A 20,236-nucleotide genomic window follows, 5' to 3' on the forward strand; every position below is an offset into this window, starting at 1 on the left:
AGAAAAGGCGTCATGATATGTAACATCAAGTTCCCCAATACTTCCCTACGCGAGTGCTAACTCAACAGGTTCAAAGGGTCCATGAATTATATTCATATCTCGGTCTTAAGTAAGACTCCCCCAGTATAAAATTCGGAACACAACACGCATTCCAAATCCAATTATTCGTTTTTCCAACCCAAGTGTACCACAAATAAATCGCATTCTCCAAAAAATACGCGTTATTCACTGAAAAAATGGGTATGGTGTTACTAAGGGGAAACCGACATAGACCAGAGAGGAAGGGAAGTCAAATGACAATCTATCATCGGATTTTAGTAGGTGTGGACGGCTCCAATGAAGCAGAAGAAGCTCTAAAACGAGGTATCCAGATCGCCAAAAAAGATGGAGCAACACTCGGTATCGGCTTTGTCGCGGATGTTCGCCGAATCGCGCCATTGATCGACTATGAGCAAACATATGCCAAAAAAGCCAAAGAATACGGCAAAGGCCTCGTCGAAATTTATAAGAATGAAGCAGAACAGCTCGGCATCGAAAATGTAGAAACGTTCGTCAAATTCGGAACACCAAAAACAACTTTTGTGAAGAAAATGATCGGGAAATTCGATCCCGATTTAGTGCTCGTCGGCTCCACTGGGCTAACTCCAACCGAGCAATTTATTTTGGGTAGTGTCTCAGATTATGTGGCCTCTCACGCGCCCTGCGACGTTATCGTTGTTCGCGGAAAGAACTGGCGTGATCGCAAATCAACCGAATAAAGCAGCAAAACCAAGTGGACAATAGGCATACCGCTTGGTTTTATTTATGCTATACTACAACTATGAATACCTCTACATAGAAAGAAGGAAAACGCACATGCAAAAAGGAAAAACTCCGGCTTCGCTTTACTTATTATTAGTTCTCGTTATGGCGAGTTGGGGATTGAACGTAACGGCAACAAAAGTTTTAGTCGCGCATTTCCCACCGATCACCATGACGTCTTTTCGAATTTTCACGGCCGCCGTTGCCGTTTTTATCTTCTTAATCGCGATTGGCAAATTTAGATTACCGACAAAGCGGGAACTTGGGTTTATTGCAGTGGGAAGCCTATTTAATATCGTACTTCACCATTATTTTTTAGCGTCTGGCCTCACGATGACAACTGGCACGAACGGCGGACTCATTTTAGGGATTGGACCTATTTTGACGGCGGTTTTAGCGGCAATTTTCTTGCGGGAAATCATCTCTGGCGCGCAACTGATTGGCTTGATTTCAGGACTTCTTGGCGTGTCGCTCATTGTACTCACTGGCGGACAGGGACTTTCCGGCGCCTCACTCGGAGACATCTATGTATTTATCGCAATTTTGTCGCAATGCTTTAGCTTCATTATTATTAAACGTGTGTCTAGAACGCTTGATACACGCCTCATGACGGCTTACATGCTACTCATCGGTTCCGTTTTTCTTTTTGGTACGAGCCTCGTCGAAGAACCGAATGGCCTCGCGCAGATGGGTGGACATTCAGGGATGATGTGGCTACTCTTCCTCGCTTCCGCCATCTTTGCAACCGCATTTGGAAACCTAATTTATAATTATGCAGTCGGACAGATTGGCCCATCCAAAACAGCGATTTTTATGAACCTGAATCCATTTTTCTCATTGATTGGCGCTTCTCTTTTCCTCAATGAACAGATCAGCTGGATGCAAGTGCTCGGTTTTCTGCTCATTATCATTGGTGTCATTCTTGGTTCCGGTGCACTGCCAGAATTAATTCGCGCCAGGAAAAGAATACGCACACCGCGAAAAGTCATGGACGAGTAGACCGCTCATCCATGACTTCTTTCTTTTATTTTTCTCCATCTTTAAGATACGAATTTTGCTCAACGATAAATCTTGGGCGTTGCTTCACTTCCGAATAAATCCGCCCAATATATTCACCGACAACGCCTAGACTCATCATTTGCACCCCGCCGATCACCCAAATAGAGAGCATCAGCGACGACCAGCCAGCTTCAGCAGTGCCATTCAAATGCTGAATAAACGTATAAATACCAATCACAATCGCCACGACAAACATCAGCGCACCTAGTCCTGTCACAAGCCGAATTGGAGCCACACTAAACGACGTCAAGCCATCCGCGGCAAAAGCAAGCATCTTCTTCAAAGGATATTTCGACTCACCGGCAAAACGCTCTTTTCGATGGTAGTAGACTTTTTCCGATTTAAAACCGATCAGCGGCACGATCCCCCGTAAGAAAATATTATTCTCTGGAAACAGATTCATCTCTTGTAACGCCAAGCTTCCCAGCAAACGATAATCCGCATGATCTGGAATCAAATGAATGCCGAATTTCCCCATCATACTATAGAATAAATGCGCCGATCCCCGCTTAAATCGTGTATCCGTCTTACGCTCATCGCGAATTCCATAAACGACCTCATAACCCGCGCGATATTTCTCAATAAAATCTGGAATCACGCCCACATCATCTTGTAAATCCGAGTCAATCGAAATAATACAATCTGCGCGCCCTTCCGCTGCCTGCATTCCCGCAAGCAATGCATTTTGGTGTCCGAAGTTACGGCTCAATTTGACACCACTGACAAAATCATGCCTACTCATCGCATCCGCAATAATTTCCCAAGTGCGATCACGACTTCCATCATCTACAAACAACAAATCACTCGCCTCAGCGATCACCAGCTTATCCTTCATATCCCGCAAAATCGTTCCCAATTGCTTCATCGTCTCATGCAAGACCTCTTCTTCATTATAACAAGGAACGATAATCGTTAACAATGGCCTATCTCTCATCCAAGTCACCCCTACTCTACTTTATACAAATATATCTTCCACGCAGACTGATTATCATTAAAAACTTTTTCCAGATGCAACTTATTCTCGCTCGCATTATCAATCGGAACCGCTGAGAAAATATATTCGCCGCCCATCTCTTTAAACGCAGCTGTATTTAATTCCAGATTTTTCACGTGTTGCTTTGAATGCTTATCGAACAAATAATGCTTCCCAAGTTCCGCAACAAAAATATACACACGGTTACCCCAACCATCATAATAATCCTCGAGTAACGGACTCTTATCCAGTTCCTTCGCAATAATCTCGCGGAACTGCTTCTTATAACTAAGCGGATACGAGTTCACATAACCGTCCAACGTATAAAAACCATTTTCCTGCGAAATCGACGGATGGATTCCGATACTTGCCACCCGATAATCTTCTTGCGGCTTCCCAATATACGCTTTTATCTCTTGAAATTGATTTTTTGCGTAAAATTGATTGATCGAAGGCGTTCCTGCAGATCGATATAGAATCTCTGAATTATTCATAAAAGTCACGCCAAGTTGTAACACCAGGCCAAGAATCGCGAGCTTTTTCCACCAGCCACCCTTACTTGCAAAATAAACGAGCGCGAGTGCAAACAATCCATAAAAAATAAATGGCTGCAAAAAATGGAACCGCGAAAAATTAAACGAGCGCATAATTGAAATTTGTTCTTTGATTGGATTCCAAGCACCCCACCACCAAAAAGCGTACCAAATCGACAGTGAAAAATTCAGCGCTAATAGCCATAAAAAGATCTTTTGTCCGCGCCATTCTTTCTTCACAATGATCACGACTAGCGCTAGTAAAATCATTGGTAGAATCACATAAGTCGCAAGGGGCTGATCATGCGTATGCCCAATTGTAAAGTTTTTAAAAGTTAAGCGAATCGAGCCTAAAAAACTATTATTCGGTAGCGCAAACGCACTTCGCGAGTCCGGTTCATTGTCCTGCAAGAACATCTGTGAAATAAAGCGATAGTTAACGACGCAATACAGCACCGACATATAAGCCATACTGCCAAAAAAGCGCCAATTCCAGCCACGTTTTTTCACAATATCGTATACCCAAATGCAGGCAACGAGGAATAACAAGAAACAAAAACCAAGAATCAGGCTTGAATAAAACGGCAACAGCGTTAAAATCAACCAATTCCAGATGCTCTTTTTCCCTTTACGAATATTTAGAAAAGCCCATAATGCGAGCGGCATTCCAAGCGTACTGAGCATTCCTGATGGCCAAAATGGCGTCAGCGCAAACGCTACAGCTACAAATAATGTTATGTATTTTTTAGATGGATCTTTGATAACATAATCACGCAACCATAATCGCATCCCAATAAACGCAAAAATCCGCGTAATCAGTTGGCTAAATGCAAAGGCAAGTGGCGTCGGAAAAATCGCGTACAACCACACGATACCAACAAACTGCGAATCAAAGGCATCCCGTGGCGCTACACCATCTAACATTTGCGGAATGTTGCTCCCCGTCTTCGCTAAATAGTTCCCACTATTAAGTAACACGCGATACCACGTCATGTTGGAATCCAAATTATCATGAATCCGAATATGACTATTTCCTCCTAAAATAAATAATGGCGCCGTAAAAATAAGTATCAGCGTTATGGCAATCAACTCTTGCTTTCTCTCTACTATCCAATTTTTCAATTCTTTCACCTCTAAAAGCTATTTGTGTATGTCCTCCATTATAGCAATAGAAGCCCAACATCGCAAAAAAACACATTATAACATCGGCATCCTATTCTCATACCAACTTATCACAACGCGTCCCTAAGCAATACCTTATCGTCATTTAAAAATGGCTCCATTTCACTTCGATGCTTCTCCTCTTACAGTAAATACACTCTCGAATAATGCAAATAACCGGAAAACTCAGGGTTAGCGTATCCTATTTGCCATTCCGTAAATGCAGTAGCGACGTTGGTACATACTTAAATGTTTTATTCTGAATATCATGATAGAAAGATGCGGCACCACCACGATATTTCATTCCACACAAATGCATAAAATTCGTCTTTACCATATAGATGGAAAACTGCTTAATCTCGTGTTTTTCTTTATAGAAATAAATAACCCGCTTGTTGACAAAATGCTCTGTAAAAAATGCGTGCCCTGCTGTTAGTTGTTGTAACATAGGTCTTTTCTCCTTATACGTATATATAGAAAAGAAGGATAACTATCGCTACCCTTCTTTCCATGACAGGTTTTTCCGTTGCTCACCAACAGTCGTACTTATGCCTGACATTCATATCGAGTTGACCATGTGCCTGCCCACAGTCAGATAACCTAAGCATCTGTTCTTCTCTTAAATTTTATCACGCTACGCAACTATCTGCAAGTACATTTATACCCCTTACTGCTAGCATTTTCAACCCTTATTCCGTTATTTTCACCTGCATTTCGGAATCATATGTTTCGACACCATTGACCCGATAGCGCAACACAACTTTAGAATGCGAGGTTATATTATTCCCTTTCACATTGATTAAAAAGCTGCCATCACTATTCATTGTTGTGTTTTTAATTCCGATGCCATCGATAAATAGTCCTACAATCTGATAATGTCCGGTATTATTGTCTATCCTCCCTTTTATATTCGTATCTCCCACTGTATATGTTGCAAAACCAGTGTAAAAACTCCCAATAAACGGTATCGTTGGACTCGGAAGCGGCTCCGTTACCACTTTTAAAGTAGATGGCATGACAGGATTTAGACCTCGCGTCACATCCGTTTTTTTACTTCCACTATTCCCCCACAAAATGAGTTGATTCACCGCGTTAAAAGTTCCTGTATCCGCAACTGTCACCCAACCATTGATCTGTTTATCCCATATCGCTTGATTGTCCGTCACCGTCAGCAGCTCCACCGGGTTGCGAACTTCTATCATTACCTTATAATAATTGTCCACCAGACCATCAATGTTAAATCGGTTATTTTCAATACTTATCCCACGCGACTTATTGACTGCTCCACTCAAAATTCGTATCGGGTAACGCATCCTGCCACTCGCATTAAAATCATTGTTTTTAATAATGATATTTTTGGGTGTCGTCTTCACACCCTGGCGATCACGTTCATATAGAGCCATAAATGCAAAATTATCATAACTATCTAGTTGCACAAAATTGTTCGTGACTCGCGCATTTTCAGCACCAGAAAGGCGAATCGCCGTATACCCCGTCATGTTTTTCTGCAAGTCGGCATCGATACTACCCGCGATAATTTTTCCATCCTTATCCTGCTCCACCTGATGTTGCAATGGTAGCTCCAGTGCCATCTGGTCTTTCTTTTTTCGCTCAATATTGTTGATTTCGATATTGCTCGGATTATAGCGATCACTTCCCTCGCCGCTAATTAGCGTGTTGCTGTCAATCACAATGTTATTATTTCCAGCGCCATAACTATCGATACCGCCGTCTACCATCGATTTACGATCCTCAGGAGAATACTCCATATTCGCCGGCGCATAAAAATGTTGCTTGCCATAACGCTGCATCCAATCTCTAATCTGATTTCTCATGATACTAATCTGTTTCGTACCACTGCCACCGTTTCCGCGATACATCACAATGCCCGTTCGCCCCATATTTTCAATCACATTATCCTCAATTTGCATTGTTTGGCAATACTCCATCGCAATCCCACTTTGAAGATTCGAGTTACGGATTTGCGAACGCTTCACCGATCCCGACTTCACACCACCCAAATAAATAATCGAGTTCGCCTGTTCGTTACCATCCGCGATAATGTTGTCAATCTGAATATTATCCAGCCGCTCATAAGGCTCCGCCAGCGAAGTGCTATCGTCTTTATAATCCCCCGCCAAATTAATCAACGAAAACGCGTACTGATGGCCACTCATAATGACTGGATCGATGTCATAACGAATGCTCATATTCCGAATCGTCACATTCCTTATGTATTTCGGATTCGCCACATTCGCAGCCTCCGTCGTAATCCCCTGCTTTGGCGCTATAAAAACCAACTGACTCTGCCTCGGATCCGCCGTTTCCCCCTCTATCGTCACATTTGACGGCACCTTGAGCGTATTATCCATATAATACTTCCCAGCAGAAAATTGAATCGTCACATTCTCCCCACTCTCGTTAACCGCTTCCAAAATACGCCCCCAACCAGTAATGTTCGCCGTCGCCGCTGACCTATCTTCTTTTTTCAAGAATAAATCGGCCTGAATAACCTCCGCCGCGTCACCTTTTAAGCCACCCCACGCTAACCCAACAAAAAACACCAACACAAAAATAACATTCTTCCTTCTCATCAAAATATGTTCCCCCCAATATACCTTTACTCTCAAAAAGAGCTTGAATTCAAATAAAAACTCACTTTGAATACAAAAAGTATATCTCGGTCAGATCCAAGAAACAATCCAATTTCGCCATCAAATCAGCAATATCATCGAAAATCAGCTGTTTTTTCAAAAACTAACAAAAACTCACTTTCAAACAATCCCCACTCAAATTCTAACTAGTCCTCATCACTATTATTCCAGTGTACTTAAATCATTTCCTTCACAAATCCGCTATTTATCCCTAAATTTCCTAATTACTAAGATATGGCGTTTCCATGACAAAAAGCCCTTATAAGCTATACTAAGGACTTTTTTATTCTATTTCGCTAATTTTTTACTCAGAAAAAACGATAACAGCTCGGAATCTCGTTTTTCCTGCCATCATTTTTTCATAGGCTTCGTTAATTTTCTCTAGCGGATACGTTTCTATCATCGGTTTGATTCCTTGAAGTTTGCTGAATTTAGTTGTATCTTCGCCATCAACAGGAGTTCCACTATACCATCCTTGGAACGATTTACCGCCCCCAATCATGACTCCTGCTTGAATTTCAACAGGTTCTGCCGGCACAGCAACGTCTACTACTTTTCCATTCGGTGCCAAAATAGTCGTTAACGCCGAAATCGCCTGTGCGTTCGGTGCAGTTGCAAGCGCTACCGTCACACCGCCAAGGGCATTCACCGATTCTTGCCAGCCTTCTTTTGTCGTATCAAAATAATGATGCGCACCTAGTTCATGCGCCAATTCCGCACGTTCCTCACCACGTGCCAAAGCAATGACCTCATATCCGAGCTTGTTCGCGTATTGAATCGCCAAATGTCCAAGTCCACCAACACCTTGAATCGCAACCAAACTTCCAGCGCGAACGATGTTATTCCGAAGCGCATTAAACGTCGTAATTCCCGCACAAAGAAGCGGGGCTGCTTCCGCCGAATTTAGCTCCTCCGGAATCGCAACAACAGCATCATCCGGTGCAACCATGAATTCCGCGAAACCACCATCATAACTAATCCCACACGTCTGTACTTCCTCACAATTCGAAAAATCACCACGACGGCACGACTCGCAATGGAAACAATGACCACCATGCCAGCCAACACCAACCTTTTGTCCCACCGACCATCCCGTTACGCCCTCACCAATCGCGTCTACACGACCAACAACCTCATGCCCCGGAACTGCCGGATACATATTCTCCGGTAGCTGGCGCAACATGCTATCACTATGACAAACGCCGCAAGCCTCCACTTTAATCCGAACTTGATTTCTTTTTGGATTCGGAATTTCTCTTTCCACAATTGTATACTCCTGATTTGGCCCGTTCAGCTGTGCAACCTTCATCCCATCACGCTTCTTTCCTCATTTTTTTTAACAAGTTCAGTATACACCTTCTAGTTCACTCTAAAGCAAGTCAGAACGTTGCAAAATTGCCTAAAACACGGTATTCTGGAATTAATCGACAAGGAGGAGAACCAATGAAAATTATCCGTACAAAAACATATGATGAAATGTCCGAAAAAGCGTATGATGTCGTGAAGGCAGTTATCGATTCCAAAGAAAGCCCAGTTATCAATACAACGACCGGCGCAAGTTATGACGGTATGTTCGAAAAACTCGTGGAAGGCATCAATAATGATGAAATTGACATCGAAAAAGTATTTATGATGAACCTCGATGAATTTATCGCTCCACGCGAACAATCCTTTACAGTCTTCAACTACATGCACCAAAAATTCTACGACCAAATCAAGAAACAGCCACGTGAAATCGGTTTACTCGATGGAAGTTTGTCGAGCTTTGACGAAGAAATTGCGCGCTACAATAAGATTTTGTCAGCGAACAAACGTGATTTACAAATTCTTGGTCTTGGTGTGAACGCTCACTTAGGTGCGAACGAGCCTGGGACGCCATTTGACTCTCGCTTATTCCTAGCAGACAGCGATGATTCGACGATTAATAGCACGATGCTTTATTACAAAGTAACACGCGAAGAAGCGCCAGAACAAATGTTGACGCTTGGTCTTGCAGATATGATGGAGGCCGAGCAAATCCTTGTAACCGCCTCTGGTACAAGAAAAGCAGAAGCTGTGAAAGCAACGCTCGAAGGTCCGATTACAGAAGACTGCCCAGCATCAATTTTACAAAAACACCCGAACGTCGTGTTTATTATTGATGAAGCAGCAGGCTCATTACTGACAAAGTATTAAAAACTCAGAATCAGGGGTGAAAATATGGAAATCAGGCTATTAACTACAGCCGATGTCGACCAATACGTCCACATCCGGCTTCAAGCATTACAAGAAAGCCCAGCAGCTTTTGCGACAAGTTTTGAAGAGGAAAAATACACCGCTCTGCAAAAATACGAAGTTCGGTTTCAGTCACCATATTCCCTTACTTTCGGCGCTTTTTTAGCAGGCAAGCTAGTTGGTGTCGTGACATTAATTCAAGAAGAGCGCATCAAAACAAGACACCGAGCGAATATCGTCGCCATGTATGTCACACCTGAAACCCGTGGCAGCGGTGTTGGTAAAGCGCTTATTGGAACCGCAATCGAGCAAGCCCAGCGCTTAGAAGGCGTCGAGCAAGTGTATTTATCCGTTGTGACCTCCAATAGTCCTGCAAGAAATCTATATAGTTCACTTGGATTTAAAGTATTCAGCCTAGAAAAACACGCGCTCAAGATAAATAATGTTTATTTTGACGAAGAACATATGGTTTTATTTTTGAAGTAAGATCTGCTATTAAAGAAAGAGGGACTGATGTAGTTACTATCACAATGGAGATGGTAGTTACATTGGCCCCTCTTTCTTTATAAGTGAAGTGTGCTGACATCCTAGCATTTCCAATTACAAAAATATTGCTGCGCTAACCCAATAAACAATAGCCGCCAAAATTCCTGCACAGGGCAATGTAATCATCCACGTCACCAGCATATTCTTCCCAGTTCGCCAGTTGACTTCTTTCTTATGGTTTGCTGTCCCCACGCCCATCAGCGAACTGTCAATTACCTGCGTCGAACTAATCGGCAAATGGATCAGTGTCGCGCTCATAATGACCGAAAGCGACCCTAAATCTGCGGCCACACCAGTTACCGGTTCAATTTTCATAATCTTTGTACCTACCGTTTTAATAATTCGATAACCGCCAATCGAGGAACCGAGCGCCATCGCGGCAGCACAGCTTACTTGCACCCAAAACGGGATCGTCGAATCTTTCTGCAAACCACTCGCAATCAAAGCCAACGTAATAATCCCCATCGTTTTTTGCGCATCATTCGTACCGTGAGCGTAAGCCTGCATCGCAGTTGTCCCAATCTGGGCAATCCGAAAACGGCGATTCGTCTGCACCAACTTCTTATTTCGAAATAGAAATTTGAACAGCGAATAAATCCCGTAACCCACCGAAAAACCTATAACTGGCGAGATAATCAGCGCAATAATAATCGTGGTGAAGCCGCTCCAATTGAGGATACCAAAACTCCCCGCAGACGCCACTGACGCCCCAGCAATCGATCCGATCAACGCATGCGATGAACTACTCGGCATCTTCGCAACCCATGTCATCAAATTCCAGATCACCGCCGAAATCAACGCACATAAAACAACAAATTCCCCATGCTTCAAAGCAAATGGATCGACAATACTCGATGTCAGAGCCACCGCCACACCTGTAAACGAAATCGCACCGAAGAAGTTCATGACGGCCGCAATCCCAATCGCAACGCGCGGTTTCAGTGCTCGTGTCGAAATACTCGTCGCCACCGCATTCGCAATATCATGAAACCCATTTATAAAATCGAAGGTCAAGCCCACAATCACAATAATAATCGTAATTAAAATCACCGAATCCATCTAATATTCCCCTAATCTGCACGCTTTTATTTTTATATACCCTATTTTGCGCTTGAAAAAGAGTTATTTCAAGTTTTACAACCTAAAAAGCAACGCTAAATCCGTCACCTTCCGAATTTAGCGTTGCTTCATTTTTATTTTGAATTGTCTGCTGATATTACAGGGCTTTTGCGATTTTTGGAAATTTGCTCATAGGCGTATCCCATCTCAAAGATTGATTCATCTGCTTTATTCGGCCCAACAAACGTCATACCGACCGGCTGACCATCTTTTTCATAACCAGCTGGGATGGTCAATTCAGGATTTCCTGCGATCGGCACTAAAAATAAACTATCGGCATTTAGATCAACCAGCGCATCTAGTTTATTCGAGGTCAACAGCGATTCGATACGCTTATTCGCCCTTTTAATTAAATCATTGGCACGCTGATCGATACTCGCTACTGTGGCCTCATTTTTCTCCGATTCCTCCAAGTTTCCTTGACCATACTTCATGTTCCTCGCCTCATCTAACTTATTAAACGCAATAATTGCTGCCAAATCCTTCATAGGCGCCTGATTCTTCTCCAAAAATTGATTCAAATCCGTTTTAAAATCGGCTTTTAAGATATCATTAAATGCGGTGAAATCTTGCTGGTTTTCTTCTAGTTTCATTCCTTTTACAACCGTAGCACCTGCTACCTCCAGGTCTGATATGATTTTTTTAGAAATGGCGCTGTCTGCATCAAATAATATGCCGATCCGCTTCCCTCTCAGCCCTTCTTTAGATAGCTCGGCTTTTATCGGCTGATTGATCAAGGCACTTGTCGTCAAATAGGCGTCTTTTACAGTTCTCGTTATCGGGCCTGGCGTATCGAAATGTCTGGATAACGGAATCACTAACTCGCCACTAACCTTGCCACGACTAGGCTTAAACCCTACTGCCGATTGAGCTATCGCTGGTGAGATGATGGAACCATTCGTCTCTGTCCCAATTGTCACAGCGGCAAAATCGCTAGTCACAGCTGTTGCTGAACCTGCACTCGATCCCGATGGTGTTGCATCAAGATACGGATTTTTGTCCTGTCCTGTCTTTCCAGAGTAACCACTTGGCATTCTAGGATCCATATAATTCGCCCATTCAGACATGTTTGTTTTGCCGAGAATTAGCGCGCCACTCGCCTTTAAATTTTTTACTATTGTGGCATTTTTTCCGTACCGATATTATCTTTTAATAAAACCGGCATTCCGTGTAAAGACGCTTTGTTTGCACTTGCATGTTGATCGAGCTTCCTCGCCTCATCTAAGACGTTAGGATTTATTTCTGTAATAGCATTTAGCTTTGGTCCATTTTGATCATATTTCTTAATACGATTTAAGTAGATGCCCACCAGTTCCTCGTAATTCAACTTATTTGTCGCAATGAGTCGCTGTATTTGATTGACATCAGCACCAATAACTAGTTTTTCTTTCGCTTCTAGTTTACTGATATCAAGCGTTTTTAATTGTTTATTCACTGGATCTAAAACACGTTTTTGCTCATACATCATGTTCTTCCCAGTTTTTGTAGTGTCGCTCTTGGTCAGCAACCAATAGGCCCCCCCTACCGCCAAAATTAGCACTGTTATTGCGCTCCCGATAATGATACCTTTTCTCATGTTGTCGCCTCCATTGTTTTTTCCTAAGTATACACCTTAGCAAGCACTGAATCCCTCGATGTATGTGACAGAACAAAACAAATTTGTAAGCAAGGCAAACAAAAAACTGAAACCCGCAAGCAGGCTCCAGTTTCTCTGAGTGAAGTCTTATTAATCTAAATCTGTCGCGTTCTGTTCTTGCTTCTGTGTTCTCGCTTTACGAATGAAGTAAATCCCGATTAGAAGTACGAACCAAACCGGCGTTACGAACAGCGCTACACGTGTGTCTTCCGCTAGTGCTAGCACAACAAGTATGAAAGCTAGAAACGCAAGAATCACGTAGTTGGCAACTGGATATAGCGGCATTTTGAATTTATTTTTTGCTGCAAGTTCTGGACGTGTTTTACGATATTTCAAGTGACAGATAACCGTGATTCCCCAAATATACAAGAAACATACTGTCGAAATACTTGTGATGAGCGTAAACACGCCTTCTGGCATCACGTAGTTTAGAATAACCGCAATCAAGATAACAATCGTCGAGAAGAATAATGCATTGGCGGGAACTTTATGTGATGTTAATTTTGTCATCGGGTATGGTGCGTTTTTTTCTTTGGCAAGCGAGTAGACCATCCGGCTTGTGCTGAAAACCGCACTGTTACAAGCTGATGCCGCCGAAGTTAAAACGACAAAGTTAACGATAGCTGCAGCAGCCGCGATTCCTAAAGCCGCGAAAACCTGTACAAACGGACTTTGTGCTGGATTAATGTCATTCCATGGATAAATACTCATAATCACAATTAACGCACCAATATAGAAGATAATAATCCGAATCGGGATATTGTTGATCGCTTTTGGAATTACTTTCTCGGGGTCTTTCGTCTCCCCAGCCATCAAGCCGACAAGCTCAATCCCGACAAAAGCGAATACAACCATCTGGAACGATAGAATAAAGCCGCTTGCACCGTTCGGGAACCAACCGCCGTGACTCCATAAATTAGTAAAGCTAGACGCGCCTGCATCTGTTGAAAATCCTTTTATAATCATGAATGTACCAACAACAATTAACGCCAATATCGCGATTACCTTAATAAGCGCGAACCAGAATTCCATTTCACCGAACAATTTCACGGTTGCAAGATTCATCACGAGCAAAATAACTAATGCGATCAGACCCGGCACCCATTGCGCCACATTTGGAAACCAGAATTGCGTATATAGACCGACCGCAGTCAAATCCGCCATCGCAATGGAAATCCAGCAAAACCAATAGGTCCAACCAGTTACGAAGGCTGCGCCATTGCCTAAGTAATCAAAAACAAAGTCAACGAACGAGTGGTAATTCAGATTCGATAAGAGTAATTCTCCTAGCGCACGCATGATCAAGAAACAAATAATTCCCGTAATCGTATAAGCAAATAGTATCGACGGTCCTGCTAAATGAATCGATTTCCCTGAACCAAGAAACAAACCAGTTCCGATTGCGCCTCCAATCGCTATCAACTGCACATGGCGATTTTTTAAGCCTCTCTCTAATTGTCGTTCTTCTGACATATGTATTTCCCCCTTATTATTGTCGAGATCCGCACCTAACCAATCCAGCAAAACCTCCATCTTGTGTGAAACAATGTCTTCAAGTTTTATTCTTCTATCATACCGTAAAATGAACCTGAACACCATAATTTTTTCATTCACAATGTAACCGCTGTCATTGATATCATTGTATCACATGCACAAGAAGTTGCACAATGAAGAACGCTTATAATTTTTATTTTTCTTTAAACCCGTTGATGAACAATACATATCACGAGTTCGGATTTTTAATTTGGAATTCACAGATTTATTGATTATATTTTCTCATGAGAGCTTCCAATCGATAAGTTTGTGAAAAATTGAATTTCATTGTGTATTTTGTTTAACATATTTTCAATTTCAATTCGACTTTAGTTATAAATAATATGTAATTTTTTAGGGTAGACCAATTTTTAAAACTCGCTTCATTATCTCGTATTTGCTATGCCAATAAGGTTTTAATCCAAATAATACGCAAACTGACAGTCATCCACCCATTCACCATCTATCCAAAATTCACGCTTGAAATACGCCTCTTGCTCAAAACCTAAATGCTTATAAAATGCGATAGCGCTCGTGTTTGTAGCCATGACACGCATAGCAATTTTGCCGATGCCGTTTTCCTTTCCGAGCTCGAATAAACTTGAAATCAGCTTCTTCCCTACACCTTTTCCTTGTGCAGCTTTTGATACAGAAATTCCGAAAAGCCACTGCCGTTTGCGCGTGACGGAGCTGCCAGGATAGTGGTATATCAAAGATCCTAGCACGACGCCGTCCTCACCTTTTGCTACCAACATCTGTTGCGCCATAATATCCTGTTTAAATTGCTCGTACTCGTTTTCCTTCACGATATGTGGTGTCGTCCCTTTTATCATGACGCTTTTTTCTATTTCCCACAACGCTGGAATATCCGCCTCTGTTTGGCTAGTAATCCTAATTGCCATATGTATCACTCCTCACCTAGTTTGTCCCTATTCTATCATTCCCCACTAAAAGCGTGCAACCACCATGCGATTCATTGCTAAAAACACCAGATTCTACTATACTGATACTCTATCATGCAATAAAGGATGTGCTGAAAAATGGAAGATAATATTTTCGAAAATATAGCAAAAAAATACGATAATCCCCAACGAATCGAACTTGCGAGTATCATTGCTAATAGGGTCAAAGAAGAATTGGCGGACGCGGGTGATAAGACGCTCATCGATTATGGGAGCGGGACGGGACTCGTTGGCTTGCAACTGGCTGGCCTTGTCGCATCCGCTACTCTAATCGATGCTGCAGAAAATATGGTGGCGATTATAAATGAAAAACTAGCATCTCATCCGCTCCAAAACGTTAGCGCTTTAGTCTCTGATTTCACAGCAGATACCATCCCTGTAAAAGCAGATATTATTCTCGTATCACTAGTCCTGCTACATATTCCAGATACGAAAATCATTCTAGAGCAACTCTACAAGACGTTAAATGAGAACGGTAAATTGATCATTGTCGATTTCGATAAAAACCCTCAAATAAGTCATCCAAAAGTCCATAATGGATTTGTCGCTGCCGAACTAGAGGAACTACTAGCACAGACAGGTTTTAAAAACGCAACTATCGAGGTATTCCATCACGGTAACAACCTATTTATGAATCAAGATGCCGCCCTTTTTATAGCTACTAGTAGTAAATAAATAGAAGACAGGAACATCCGCTAATTTTTCGAATGTTCCTGTCTTTTTGCGTCTATGCTTTTCTAAGAATTTTGTCCATTGCTTTTCCTTTAGCCAGTTCATCGATCAACTTATCCAAATAACGAATTTGTTGCATCAATTTGTCCTCGATATCCTCGACACGATAGCCACAAATCACGCCTGTAATCAAGCCGACATTAGGATTCATTTCCGGCGCCTGCTCGAAAAAGGTTTCAAAATCCACTTCTTGATCCACGACTCGTTGCAAAGATGCCTCGTCATAACCGGTTAGCCAACTAATGATTTCATCGACCTCCGCCTTCGTACGTCCCTTTTTCTCAGCTTTTTGTATGTATAGTGGATAGACGCTAGCAAATGACATCGTAAAAATTCTTGGTTTTTTCATTGTTGCTCTCCCTCCGTTCGCTTATTCCTATCTCCCATTCTACACAGCATATCGCGTTTTTACAATCATTTCCCCATGCAACGCAAAAAGCCCTACAGATATCGTATCCATTAAGGCTTCATCGAATTCCTTTATATGCTTCGTGACCAGGCTCATTTCTTCTTCTTTTTCTCTTTCTTCTTGAACATCGACTTGGCCGCCCGTTTAATAACGTCAGCAAAGCTCAGAGAACTCACCATATTGGCTGGATCTACATAAACCCTTATTGCGCGGAGTACATCTTTTGGCCTCTTAGAAGCAAACGTAAACGTGCCATTGCGCTTGGTTTTGATGGCGTAGCGAGGAATCCATTTACCTTTTAGCATGACTGAAACGATGACTTGATCCACTTCTTCCCACGGGATTTGGATAAACTTGCGTACATCGCGTGAGTTGTAAAATTCGAAGCCTTTATCCCCAATCAAAATTTCACCATAATCTGTCAGTCCGGTAAAAGCGGTGGCATCTATTTTCATGTCTACTTGTGTATTAATCGATTCAACCAACTACATTCGCTCCATTTCTTTTCACTCGTTTTAATCATTATACCTTAAACTAATAAAAAGAGGCTAGTCATTAATTGCACCAGCCTCTTTTTTATCGGCTTAATTTTACAGAAGTCCGATTACGTGACCAACTACACCAACTACGAATAGTCCTAGAATGATGACAATTGGACTGATTTTTTTCTTAAGCAACCACATACATAGGAATGTTAGTAGTAATGCTGCAAGTCCTGGAATTAAGCTATCCAAGTTATTTTGTAGCGTCGTTACTTTTACTTGAGAAAGTGATAATCCTTGCGTGTATTGTTCGAATGCTGTTTTAACACCGTCAATACCGCTTGGAAGTGAATTCCAATCAATATAGGCACCATGATCTAATTTAACCTCAGAGATAATCGGTTTGAAGACAATGGACACCCACCTCTGCACCAGGGCGGCGAGTACGAACATCCCGAGTATGGAAGCACCTTTTGTGATATCTTGTAAAAGGCCACCGGAAAGATCGTCTGTGATTTTAGAACCAGCTTTGTAACCAAACTCTTGTGTATACCACATGAAACACCAACGAATAATGTTCCAAGCTACGAAGAAAATGATTGGGCCAAGGATGTTTCCGCTGATTGCAAGAGAAGCTCCTAGTGCACCTAACATTGGACGAACTGTAAACCAGAATACTGGATCTCCAATACCGGCTAGAGGTCCCATCATCCCAACTTTTACCCCTTGGATTGCTACATCATCAACTGGCGCACCATTGGCACGTTCTTCTTCCAGTGCAAGTGTTACTCCAAGAATTGGTGATGCTACATATGGATGTGTATTAAAGAATTCCAAGTGACGTTTCATCGCCGCTGAACGGTCTTCTTTTGATTTATATAATTTTTTGATTGCTGGAATCATTGAGAATGCCCAACCACCATTTTGCATACGCTCATAGTTCCAAGAACCTTGAATAAACGTAGAACGCCAAGCTACACTCAAGCGGTCTTTTTTCGATAAGACAATTTTTTCTGTTTCTGCCATTCTTTTCTCCTCCTTTTTTAGGTTTAATAGTCGTTTAGGATGTCGCCGAGCGGATCTTTGGAATTACCGCCTCCGCCACCGTTTGAATTACCGCCACCCATTTTAGAAAGGTTAAGGTAAATAAGAGCTAACGCAACACCTAGAGCACCAATTGCGATAAGTGTTAATTGAGTAATTGCTGCTACGACAAAACCGATGATGAAAAATGGCCATACTTCTTTTGTTGCCATCATGTTAATAACAAGCGCATAACCTACTGCTACTACCATTCCCCCACCAATTGCCATACCTTCTGTTAACCATGCAGGCATTGATTCTAGGAAAGATTGTACGCTGTCTGCTGGAATGAATAAAAGTGCTGCTGCTGGAATCGCGATACGGACACCTTGCATACAGATGGCACCGATATGAAGCATTTCAACTTCTCTAAAGCTTCCTTTTGCTGCGGCTCTATCCATTAAATGTACGATAGGAACTGCCAAAGTACGAACGATCATTGTTAAGAAAAGACCTGCTACTGCAAGTGGAATCGCGATAGCAATCGCTGAAGGAATACCTGCTACGCCTTGTCCACCTAATACTAAAATAATTGCTGATGCTACTGACGCAAGTGCGGCATCCGGTGCTACTGCTGCTCCAATATTTGCCCAACCAAGCGCAATCATTTGAAGTGTCCCACCAAGGATAATACATGCCGTTAAGTTACCTGTTACTAGACCGATTAATGTACATGCTACTAGTGGCTGATGGAATTGGAATTCGTCTAAGATTCCTTCCATACCAGCTAGAAAGGCAATTAAAATTACTAAAATTATTGCTATTACAGACATAAATATACCTCCTATTTTGAATTTATTACTGCGCTTTTAATTCAGCTTTTGCTTTCTTGATGATGTCGTCCATGTTTGCGCTCGAATCGTTAGGAACTTTCCGAACATCAAACTTAATCCCTTTTGCTTTCAATTTTTCGAAAGCTTCTACATCGTCTTGCCCCATTGCAAGTACTTTACTTACAACTGCTTTACCAACTGAATGGGCCATTGAGCCAACGTTTACTTGCTCGATTTCTACGCCGCCTTCTACAGCACGGAGAACATCTTGCGGGTTTTCGAATAAAAGAAGTGCTTTTGTATTCCCAAAACGAGGATCTTTTGAAATCTCAATCATTTTGTCTACTGGAATAACATTGGCTTTAACGCCAGGTGGTGCCGCTTGTTCGATTAATTTTTTACGAAGATCGTCTTTAGCAACCGCGTCAGAAACGACGATGATGCGCGTTGGATTTGTTGATTTTGTCCATGCAGTAGCAACTTGACCGTGTAATAAACGAGAGTCAACGCGTGCTAAGACAAATTTAATTTTGCCGTCACCAACAACTGTTCCTGGAGCAAGGTCCGATTTCGGTTGTTCAGCAACTGCTGCTTCTTGTGGTTGCGGTTGTAATTCTTCTGGTTTGACACGCACGCCTTCTTGACCTGGTGTCAAAATAGCTTTAGCGATTTCTTGCGCAGAGTTCATTGAAAAACGTGATGCAAAAGATTCAATCAACATTGGCAAGTTAAGACCAGCGACAATTGCCCACTTATCTTTATGTTCTTCATACAAACCGTTTGCTTGGTTGAACGGGGTGCCTCCCCAAAGATCAACTAAGAATAGTACTTCATCTTGGCTATCAAATGACGCGATTGCTGCTTCCATCTTGGCTTTGATATCTTCTGGGCCTTCGCTTGGCATCAATGTGATTGCTTTAACGTTTTCTTGTTCCCCGAAAATCATTGTTCCGGACTGCAAGATACCTTCAGCAAATTCGCCATGAGTTGCAAGGATAATTCCTACCATCTTTTTCCCTCCTACATAATTAAATTTTATTTTTCTACCCAATTAATATAAAGCAATTTTCGTGCCAACTTTAGTGTATTGACGATTAAGTCTTATATGGCGGGGATTGATACATATTAATTGAGATTAAAATAACTAGTGTATTATTCGGCGATACGGATGTTTTGCGTTTCTTAGATAGTGTATTGCGTTGGTATACAAGACACATACTGTTTTTGGCCGAAGTTAATATATCGTTCCCTTTAGTGCAGTCGGGTAAACTATTTTTTGTAAATTTGAGTTAGGGATTGCCATTACGTCCACAACACAAATAAAAAACGACCACCAAACTTCGCACATTGGCAGTCGTTTTTAATCAGTTTGTACCTCGTTTCTTGATCATCTTAACTAGTAGAATAATTATTACTATTGGAATAAGAACTATTAAGGTCTGAGCAACTCCCAATATCAAAGCTCCCACTATTGTCGAGGTATTCACATCATTGAGTAGCATAATATCCATAAAACTAAGCAACACAAAGAGCGATATTCCTATAGTCAATATAGTTTTTTTCATG

19 protein-coding genes, 1 pseudogene and 1 riboswitch are annotated in these 20,236 nt (G+C 42.0%); of the genes and pseudogenes, 5 read left to right on the forward strand and 15 right to left on the reverse strand.

Going from position 1 to position 20,236, the window contains the following annotated elements; genetic code table 11:
• Positions 1 to 25 precede the first annotated feature (25 nt).
• A riboswitch (TPP riboswitch) is annotated at positions 26 to 132 on the reverse strand.
• 161 nt (positions 133 to 293) lie between these two features.
• Together HCJ54_RS12330 and HCJ54_RS12335 are read left to right on the forward strand one after the other, a co-directional pair.
• Complete coding sequence (locus HCJ54_RS12330; protein WP_185409755.1) at positions 294 to 758, forward strand: universal stress protein; 465 nt, start codon at positions 294 to 296, stop codon at positions 756 to 758.
• Between the two features lie 97 nt (positions 759 to 855).
• Positions 856 to 1,800: a DMT family transporter gene (locus HCJ54_RS12335; protein WP_187137860.1), complete on the forward strand. Its 945-nt coding sequence runs from the start codon at positions 856 to 858 to the stop codon at positions 1,798 to 1,800.
• Between the two features lie 25 nt (positions 1,801 to 1,825).
• Here the strand turns inward: HCJ54_RS12335 and HCJ54_RS12340 are convergent, their stop codons facing one another.
• The 5 genes from HCJ54_RS12340 to HCJ54_RS12360 all read right to left on the reverse strand — a co-directional run bounded on the left by HCJ54_RS12340 (position 1,826) and on the right by HCJ54_RS12360 (position 8,490).
• Entirely contained in the window at positions 1,826 to 2,794 is a 969-nt protein-coding gene (locus HCJ54_RS12340; protein WP_036066591.1) for a glycosyltransferase family 2 protein, read from the reverse strand.
• Positions 2,795 to 2,805: 11 nt separating this feature from the next.
• Positions 2,806 to 4,488 carry a DUF6044 family protein gene (locus tag HCJ54_RS12345; protein ID WP_222713028.1) on the reverse strand — a complete coding sequence of 561 codons (1,683 nt, stop codon included), beginning with the start codon at positions 4,486 to 4,488 and terminating at the stop codon, positions 2,806 to 2,808.
• A 241-nt stretch (positions 4,489 to 4,729) separates the two neighbouring features.
• Entirely contained in the window at positions 4,730 to 4,975 is a 246-nt protein-coding gene (locus HCJ54_RS12350) for a PBECR4 domain-containing protein (RefSeq protein ID WP_187137861.1), read from the reverse strand.
• A gap of 241 nt (positions 4,976 to 5,216) precedes the next feature.
• Positions 5,217 to 7,121: a hypothetical protein gene (locus HCJ54_RS12355; protein WP_187137862.1), complete on the reverse strand. Its 1,905-nt coding sequence runs from the start codon at positions 7,119 to 7,121 to the stop codon at positions 5,217 to 5,219.
• A 364-nt stretch (positions 7,122 to 7,485) separates the two neighbouring features.
• Positions 7,486 to 8,490, reverse strand: coding sequence for an alcohol dehydrogenase (locus tag HCJ54_RS12360; RefSeq protein WP_187137863.1), 1,005 nt, complete (start codon positions 8,488 to 8,490; stop codon positions 7,486 to 7,488).
• Positions 8,491 to 8,624: 134 nt separating this feature from the next.
• Here HCJ54_RS12360 and HCJ54_RS12365 point away from each other — a divergent pair, with 134 nt between their 5' ends.
• Entirely contained in the window at positions 8,625 to 9,356 is a 732-nt protein-coding gene (locus tag HCJ54_RS12365) for a glucosamine-6-phosphate deaminase (RefSeq protein ID WP_187137864.1), read from the forward strand.
• 24 nt (positions 9,357 to 9,380) lie between these two features.
• Positions 9,381 to 9,881 (forward strand): GNAT family N-acetyltransferase, encoded by a 501-nt coding sequence (locus HCJ54_RS12370; protein WP_036066598.1) that lies wholly within the window; start codon positions 9,381 to 9,383, stop codon positions 9,879 to 9,881.
• 114 nt (positions 9,882 to 9,995) lie between these two features.
• Here the strand turns inward: HCJ54_RS12370 and HCJ54_RS12375 are convergent, their stop codons facing one another.
• From HCJ54_RS12375 to HCJ54_RS12395, 4 genes and pseudogenes are all read right to left on the reverse strand, one after another.
• Positions 9,996 to 11,000 (reverse strand): inorganic phosphate transporter, encoded by a 1,005-nt coding sequence (locus HCJ54_RS12375; RefSeq protein WP_187137865.1) that lies wholly within the window; start codon positions 10,998 to 11,000, stop codon positions 9,996 to 9,998.
• 134 nt (positions 11,001 to 11,134) lie between these two features.
• Positions 11,135 to 12,636: pseudogene (locus HCJ54_RS12380) on the reverse strand (amidase family protein).
• Between the two features lie 150 nt (positions 12,637 to 12,786).
• Positions 12,787 to 14,169 carry an amino acid permease gene (locus tag HCJ54_RS12390; RefSeq protein WP_187137868.1) on the reverse strand — a complete coding sequence of 461 codons (1,383 nt, stop codon included), beginning with the start codon at positions 14,167 to 14,169 and terminating at the stop codon, positions 12,787 to 12,789.
• A 476-nt stretch (positions 14,170 to 14,645) separates the two neighbouring features.
• Positions 14,646 to 15,131, reverse strand: a complete 486-nt coding sequence (locus HCJ54_RS12395) for a GNAT family N-acetyltransferase (RefSeq protein WP_187137869.1) — start codon at positions 15,129 to 15,131, stop codon at positions 14,646 to 14,648.
• A gap of 138 nt (positions 15,132 to 15,269) precedes the next feature.
• Between HCJ54_RS12395 and HCJ54_RS12400 the strand changes: the two genes are divergently transcribed.
• The gene (locus HCJ54_RS12400; RefSeq protein WP_187137870.1) at positions 15,270 to 15,866 is read left to right on the forward strand and encodes a class I SAM-dependent methyltransferase; all 597 of its coding nucleotides are present in this window, start codon (positions 15,270 to 15,272) and stop codon (positions 15,864 to 15,866) included.
• Positions 15,867 to 15,918: 52 nt separating this feature from the next.
• Here the strand turns inward: HCJ54_RS12400 and HCJ54_RS12405 are convergent, their stop codons facing one another.
• The 6 genes from HCJ54_RS12405 to HCJ54_RS12430 form a co-directional block, all read right to left on the reverse strand.
• Positions 15,919 to 16,272, reverse strand: coding sequence for a DUF2200 domain-containing protein (locus HCJ54_RS12405; RefSeq protein WP_185409765.1), 354 nt, complete (start codon positions 16,270 to 16,272; stop codon positions 15,919 to 15,921).
• 152 nt (positions 16,273 to 16,424) lie between these two features.
• Positions 16,425 to 16,817 (reverse strand): DUF956 family protein, encoded by a 393-nt coding sequence (locus HCJ54_RS12410; protein WP_185409766.1) that lies wholly within the window; start codon positions 16,815 to 16,817, stop codon positions 16,425 to 16,427.
• A gap of 105 nt (positions 16,818 to 16,922) precedes the next feature.
• Complete coding sequence (locus tag HCJ54_RS12415; RefSeq protein WP_187137871.1) at positions 16,923 to 17,840, reverse strand: PTS system mannose/fructose/sorbose family transporter subunit IID; 918 nt, start codon at positions 17,838 to 17,840, stop codon at positions 16,923 to 16,925.
• Between the two features lie 23 nt (positions 17,841 to 17,863).
• On the reverse strand, positions 17,864 to 18,670 hold the full coding sequence (locus tag HCJ54_RS12420; protein WP_036078062.1) for a PTS mannose/fructose/sorbose transporter subunit IIC: 807 nt from the start codon (positions 18,668 to 18,670) through the stop codon (positions 17,864 to 17,866).
• A 25-nt stretch (positions 18,671 to 18,695) separates the two neighbouring features.
• Positions 18,696 to 19,679, reverse strand: coding sequence for a mannose/fructose/sorbose PTS transporter subunit IIA (locus tag HCJ54_RS12425; protein WP_185409768.1), 984 nt, complete (start codon positions 19,677 to 19,679; stop codon positions 18,696 to 18,698).
• Between the two features lie 355 nt (positions 19,680 to 20,034).
• Positions 20,035 to 20,235 (reverse strand): hypothetical protein, encoded by a 201-nt coding sequence (locus HCJ54_RS12430; protein ID WP_036066617.1) that lies wholly within the window; start codon positions 20,233 to 20,235, stop codon positions 20,035 to 20,037.
• Position 20,236 lies beyond the last annotated feature (1 nt).

This window comes from Listeria grandensis (genome assembly GCF_014322885.1).
Classification (GTDB): domain Bacteria; phylum Bacillota; class Bacilli; order Lactobacillales; family Listeriaceae; genus Listeria_A; species Listeria_A grandensis.

Bases quoted from the DNA above. Each gene is read 5' to 3' on its own strand.
- HCJ54_RS12370 (WP_036066598.1), top strand. From the start codon at position 9,381: ATGGAAATCAGGCTATTAACTACAGCCGATGTCGACCAATACGTCCAC.
- HCJ54_RS12430 (WP_036066617.1), bottom strand. From the start codon at position 20,235: ATGAAAAAAACTATATTGACTATAGGAATATCGCTCTTTGTGTTGCTT.
- HCJ54_RS12405 (WP_185409765.1), bottom strand. From the start codon at position 16,272: ATGAAAAAACCAAGAATTTTTACGATGTCATTTGCTAGCGTCTATCCA.
- HCJ54_RS12360 (WP_187137863.1), bottom strand. From the start codon at position 8,490: ATGAAGGTTGCACAGCTGAACGGGCCAAATCAGGAGTATACAATTGTG.
- HCJ54_RS12395 (WP_187137869.1), bottom strand. From the start codon at position 15,131: ATGGCAATTAGGATTACTAGCCAAACAGAGGCGGATATTCCAGCGTTG.
- HCJ54_RS12400 (WP_187137870.1), top strand. From the start codon at position 15,270: ATGGAAGATAATATTTTCGAAAATATAGCAAAAAAATACGATAATCCC.
- HCJ54_RS12420 (WP_036078062.1), bottom strand. From the start codon at position 18,670: ATGTCTGTAATAGCAATAATTTTAGTAATTTTAATTGCCTTTCTAGCT.
- HCJ54_RS12355 (WP_187137862.1), bottom strand. From the start codon at position 7,121: ATGAGAAGGAAGAATGTTATTTTTGTGTTGGTGTTTTTTGTTGGGTTA.
- HCJ54_RS12425 (WP_185409768.1), bottom strand. From the start codon at position 19,679: ATGGTAGGAATTATCCTTGCAACTCATGGCGAATTTGCTGAAGGTATC.
- HCJ54_RS12415 (WP_187137871.1), bottom strand. From the start codon at position 17,840: ATGGCAGAAACAGAAAAAATTGTCTTATCGAAAAAAGACCGCTTGAGT.
- HCJ54_RS12390 (WP_187137868.1), bottom strand. From the start codon at position 14,169: ATGTCAGAAGAACGACAATTAGAGAGAGGCTTAAAAAATCGCCATGTG.
- HCJ54_RS12375 (WP_187137865.1), bottom strand. From the start codon at position 11,000: ATGGATTCGGTGATTTTAATTACGATTATTATTGTGATTGTGGGCTTG.
- HCJ54_RS12365 (WP_187137864.1), top strand. From the start codon at position 8,625: ATGAAAATTATCCGTACAAAAACATATGATGAAATGTCCGAAAAAGCG.
- HCJ54_RS12330 (WP_185409755.1), top strand. From the start codon at position 294: ATGACAATCTATCATCGGATTTTAGTAGGTGTGGACGGCTCCAATGAA.
- HCJ54_RS12340 (WP_036066591.1), bottom strand. From the start codon at position 2,794: ATGAGAGATAGGCCATTGTTAACGATTATCGTTCCTTGTTATAATGAA.
- HCJ54_RS12335 (WP_187137860.1), top strand. From the start codon at position 856: ATGCAAAAAGGAAAAACTCCGGCTTCGCTTTACTTATTATTAGTTCTC.
- HCJ54_RS12350 (WP_187137861.1), bottom strand. From the start codon at position 4,975: ATGTTACAACAACTAACAGCAGGGCACGCATTTTTTACAGAGCATTTT.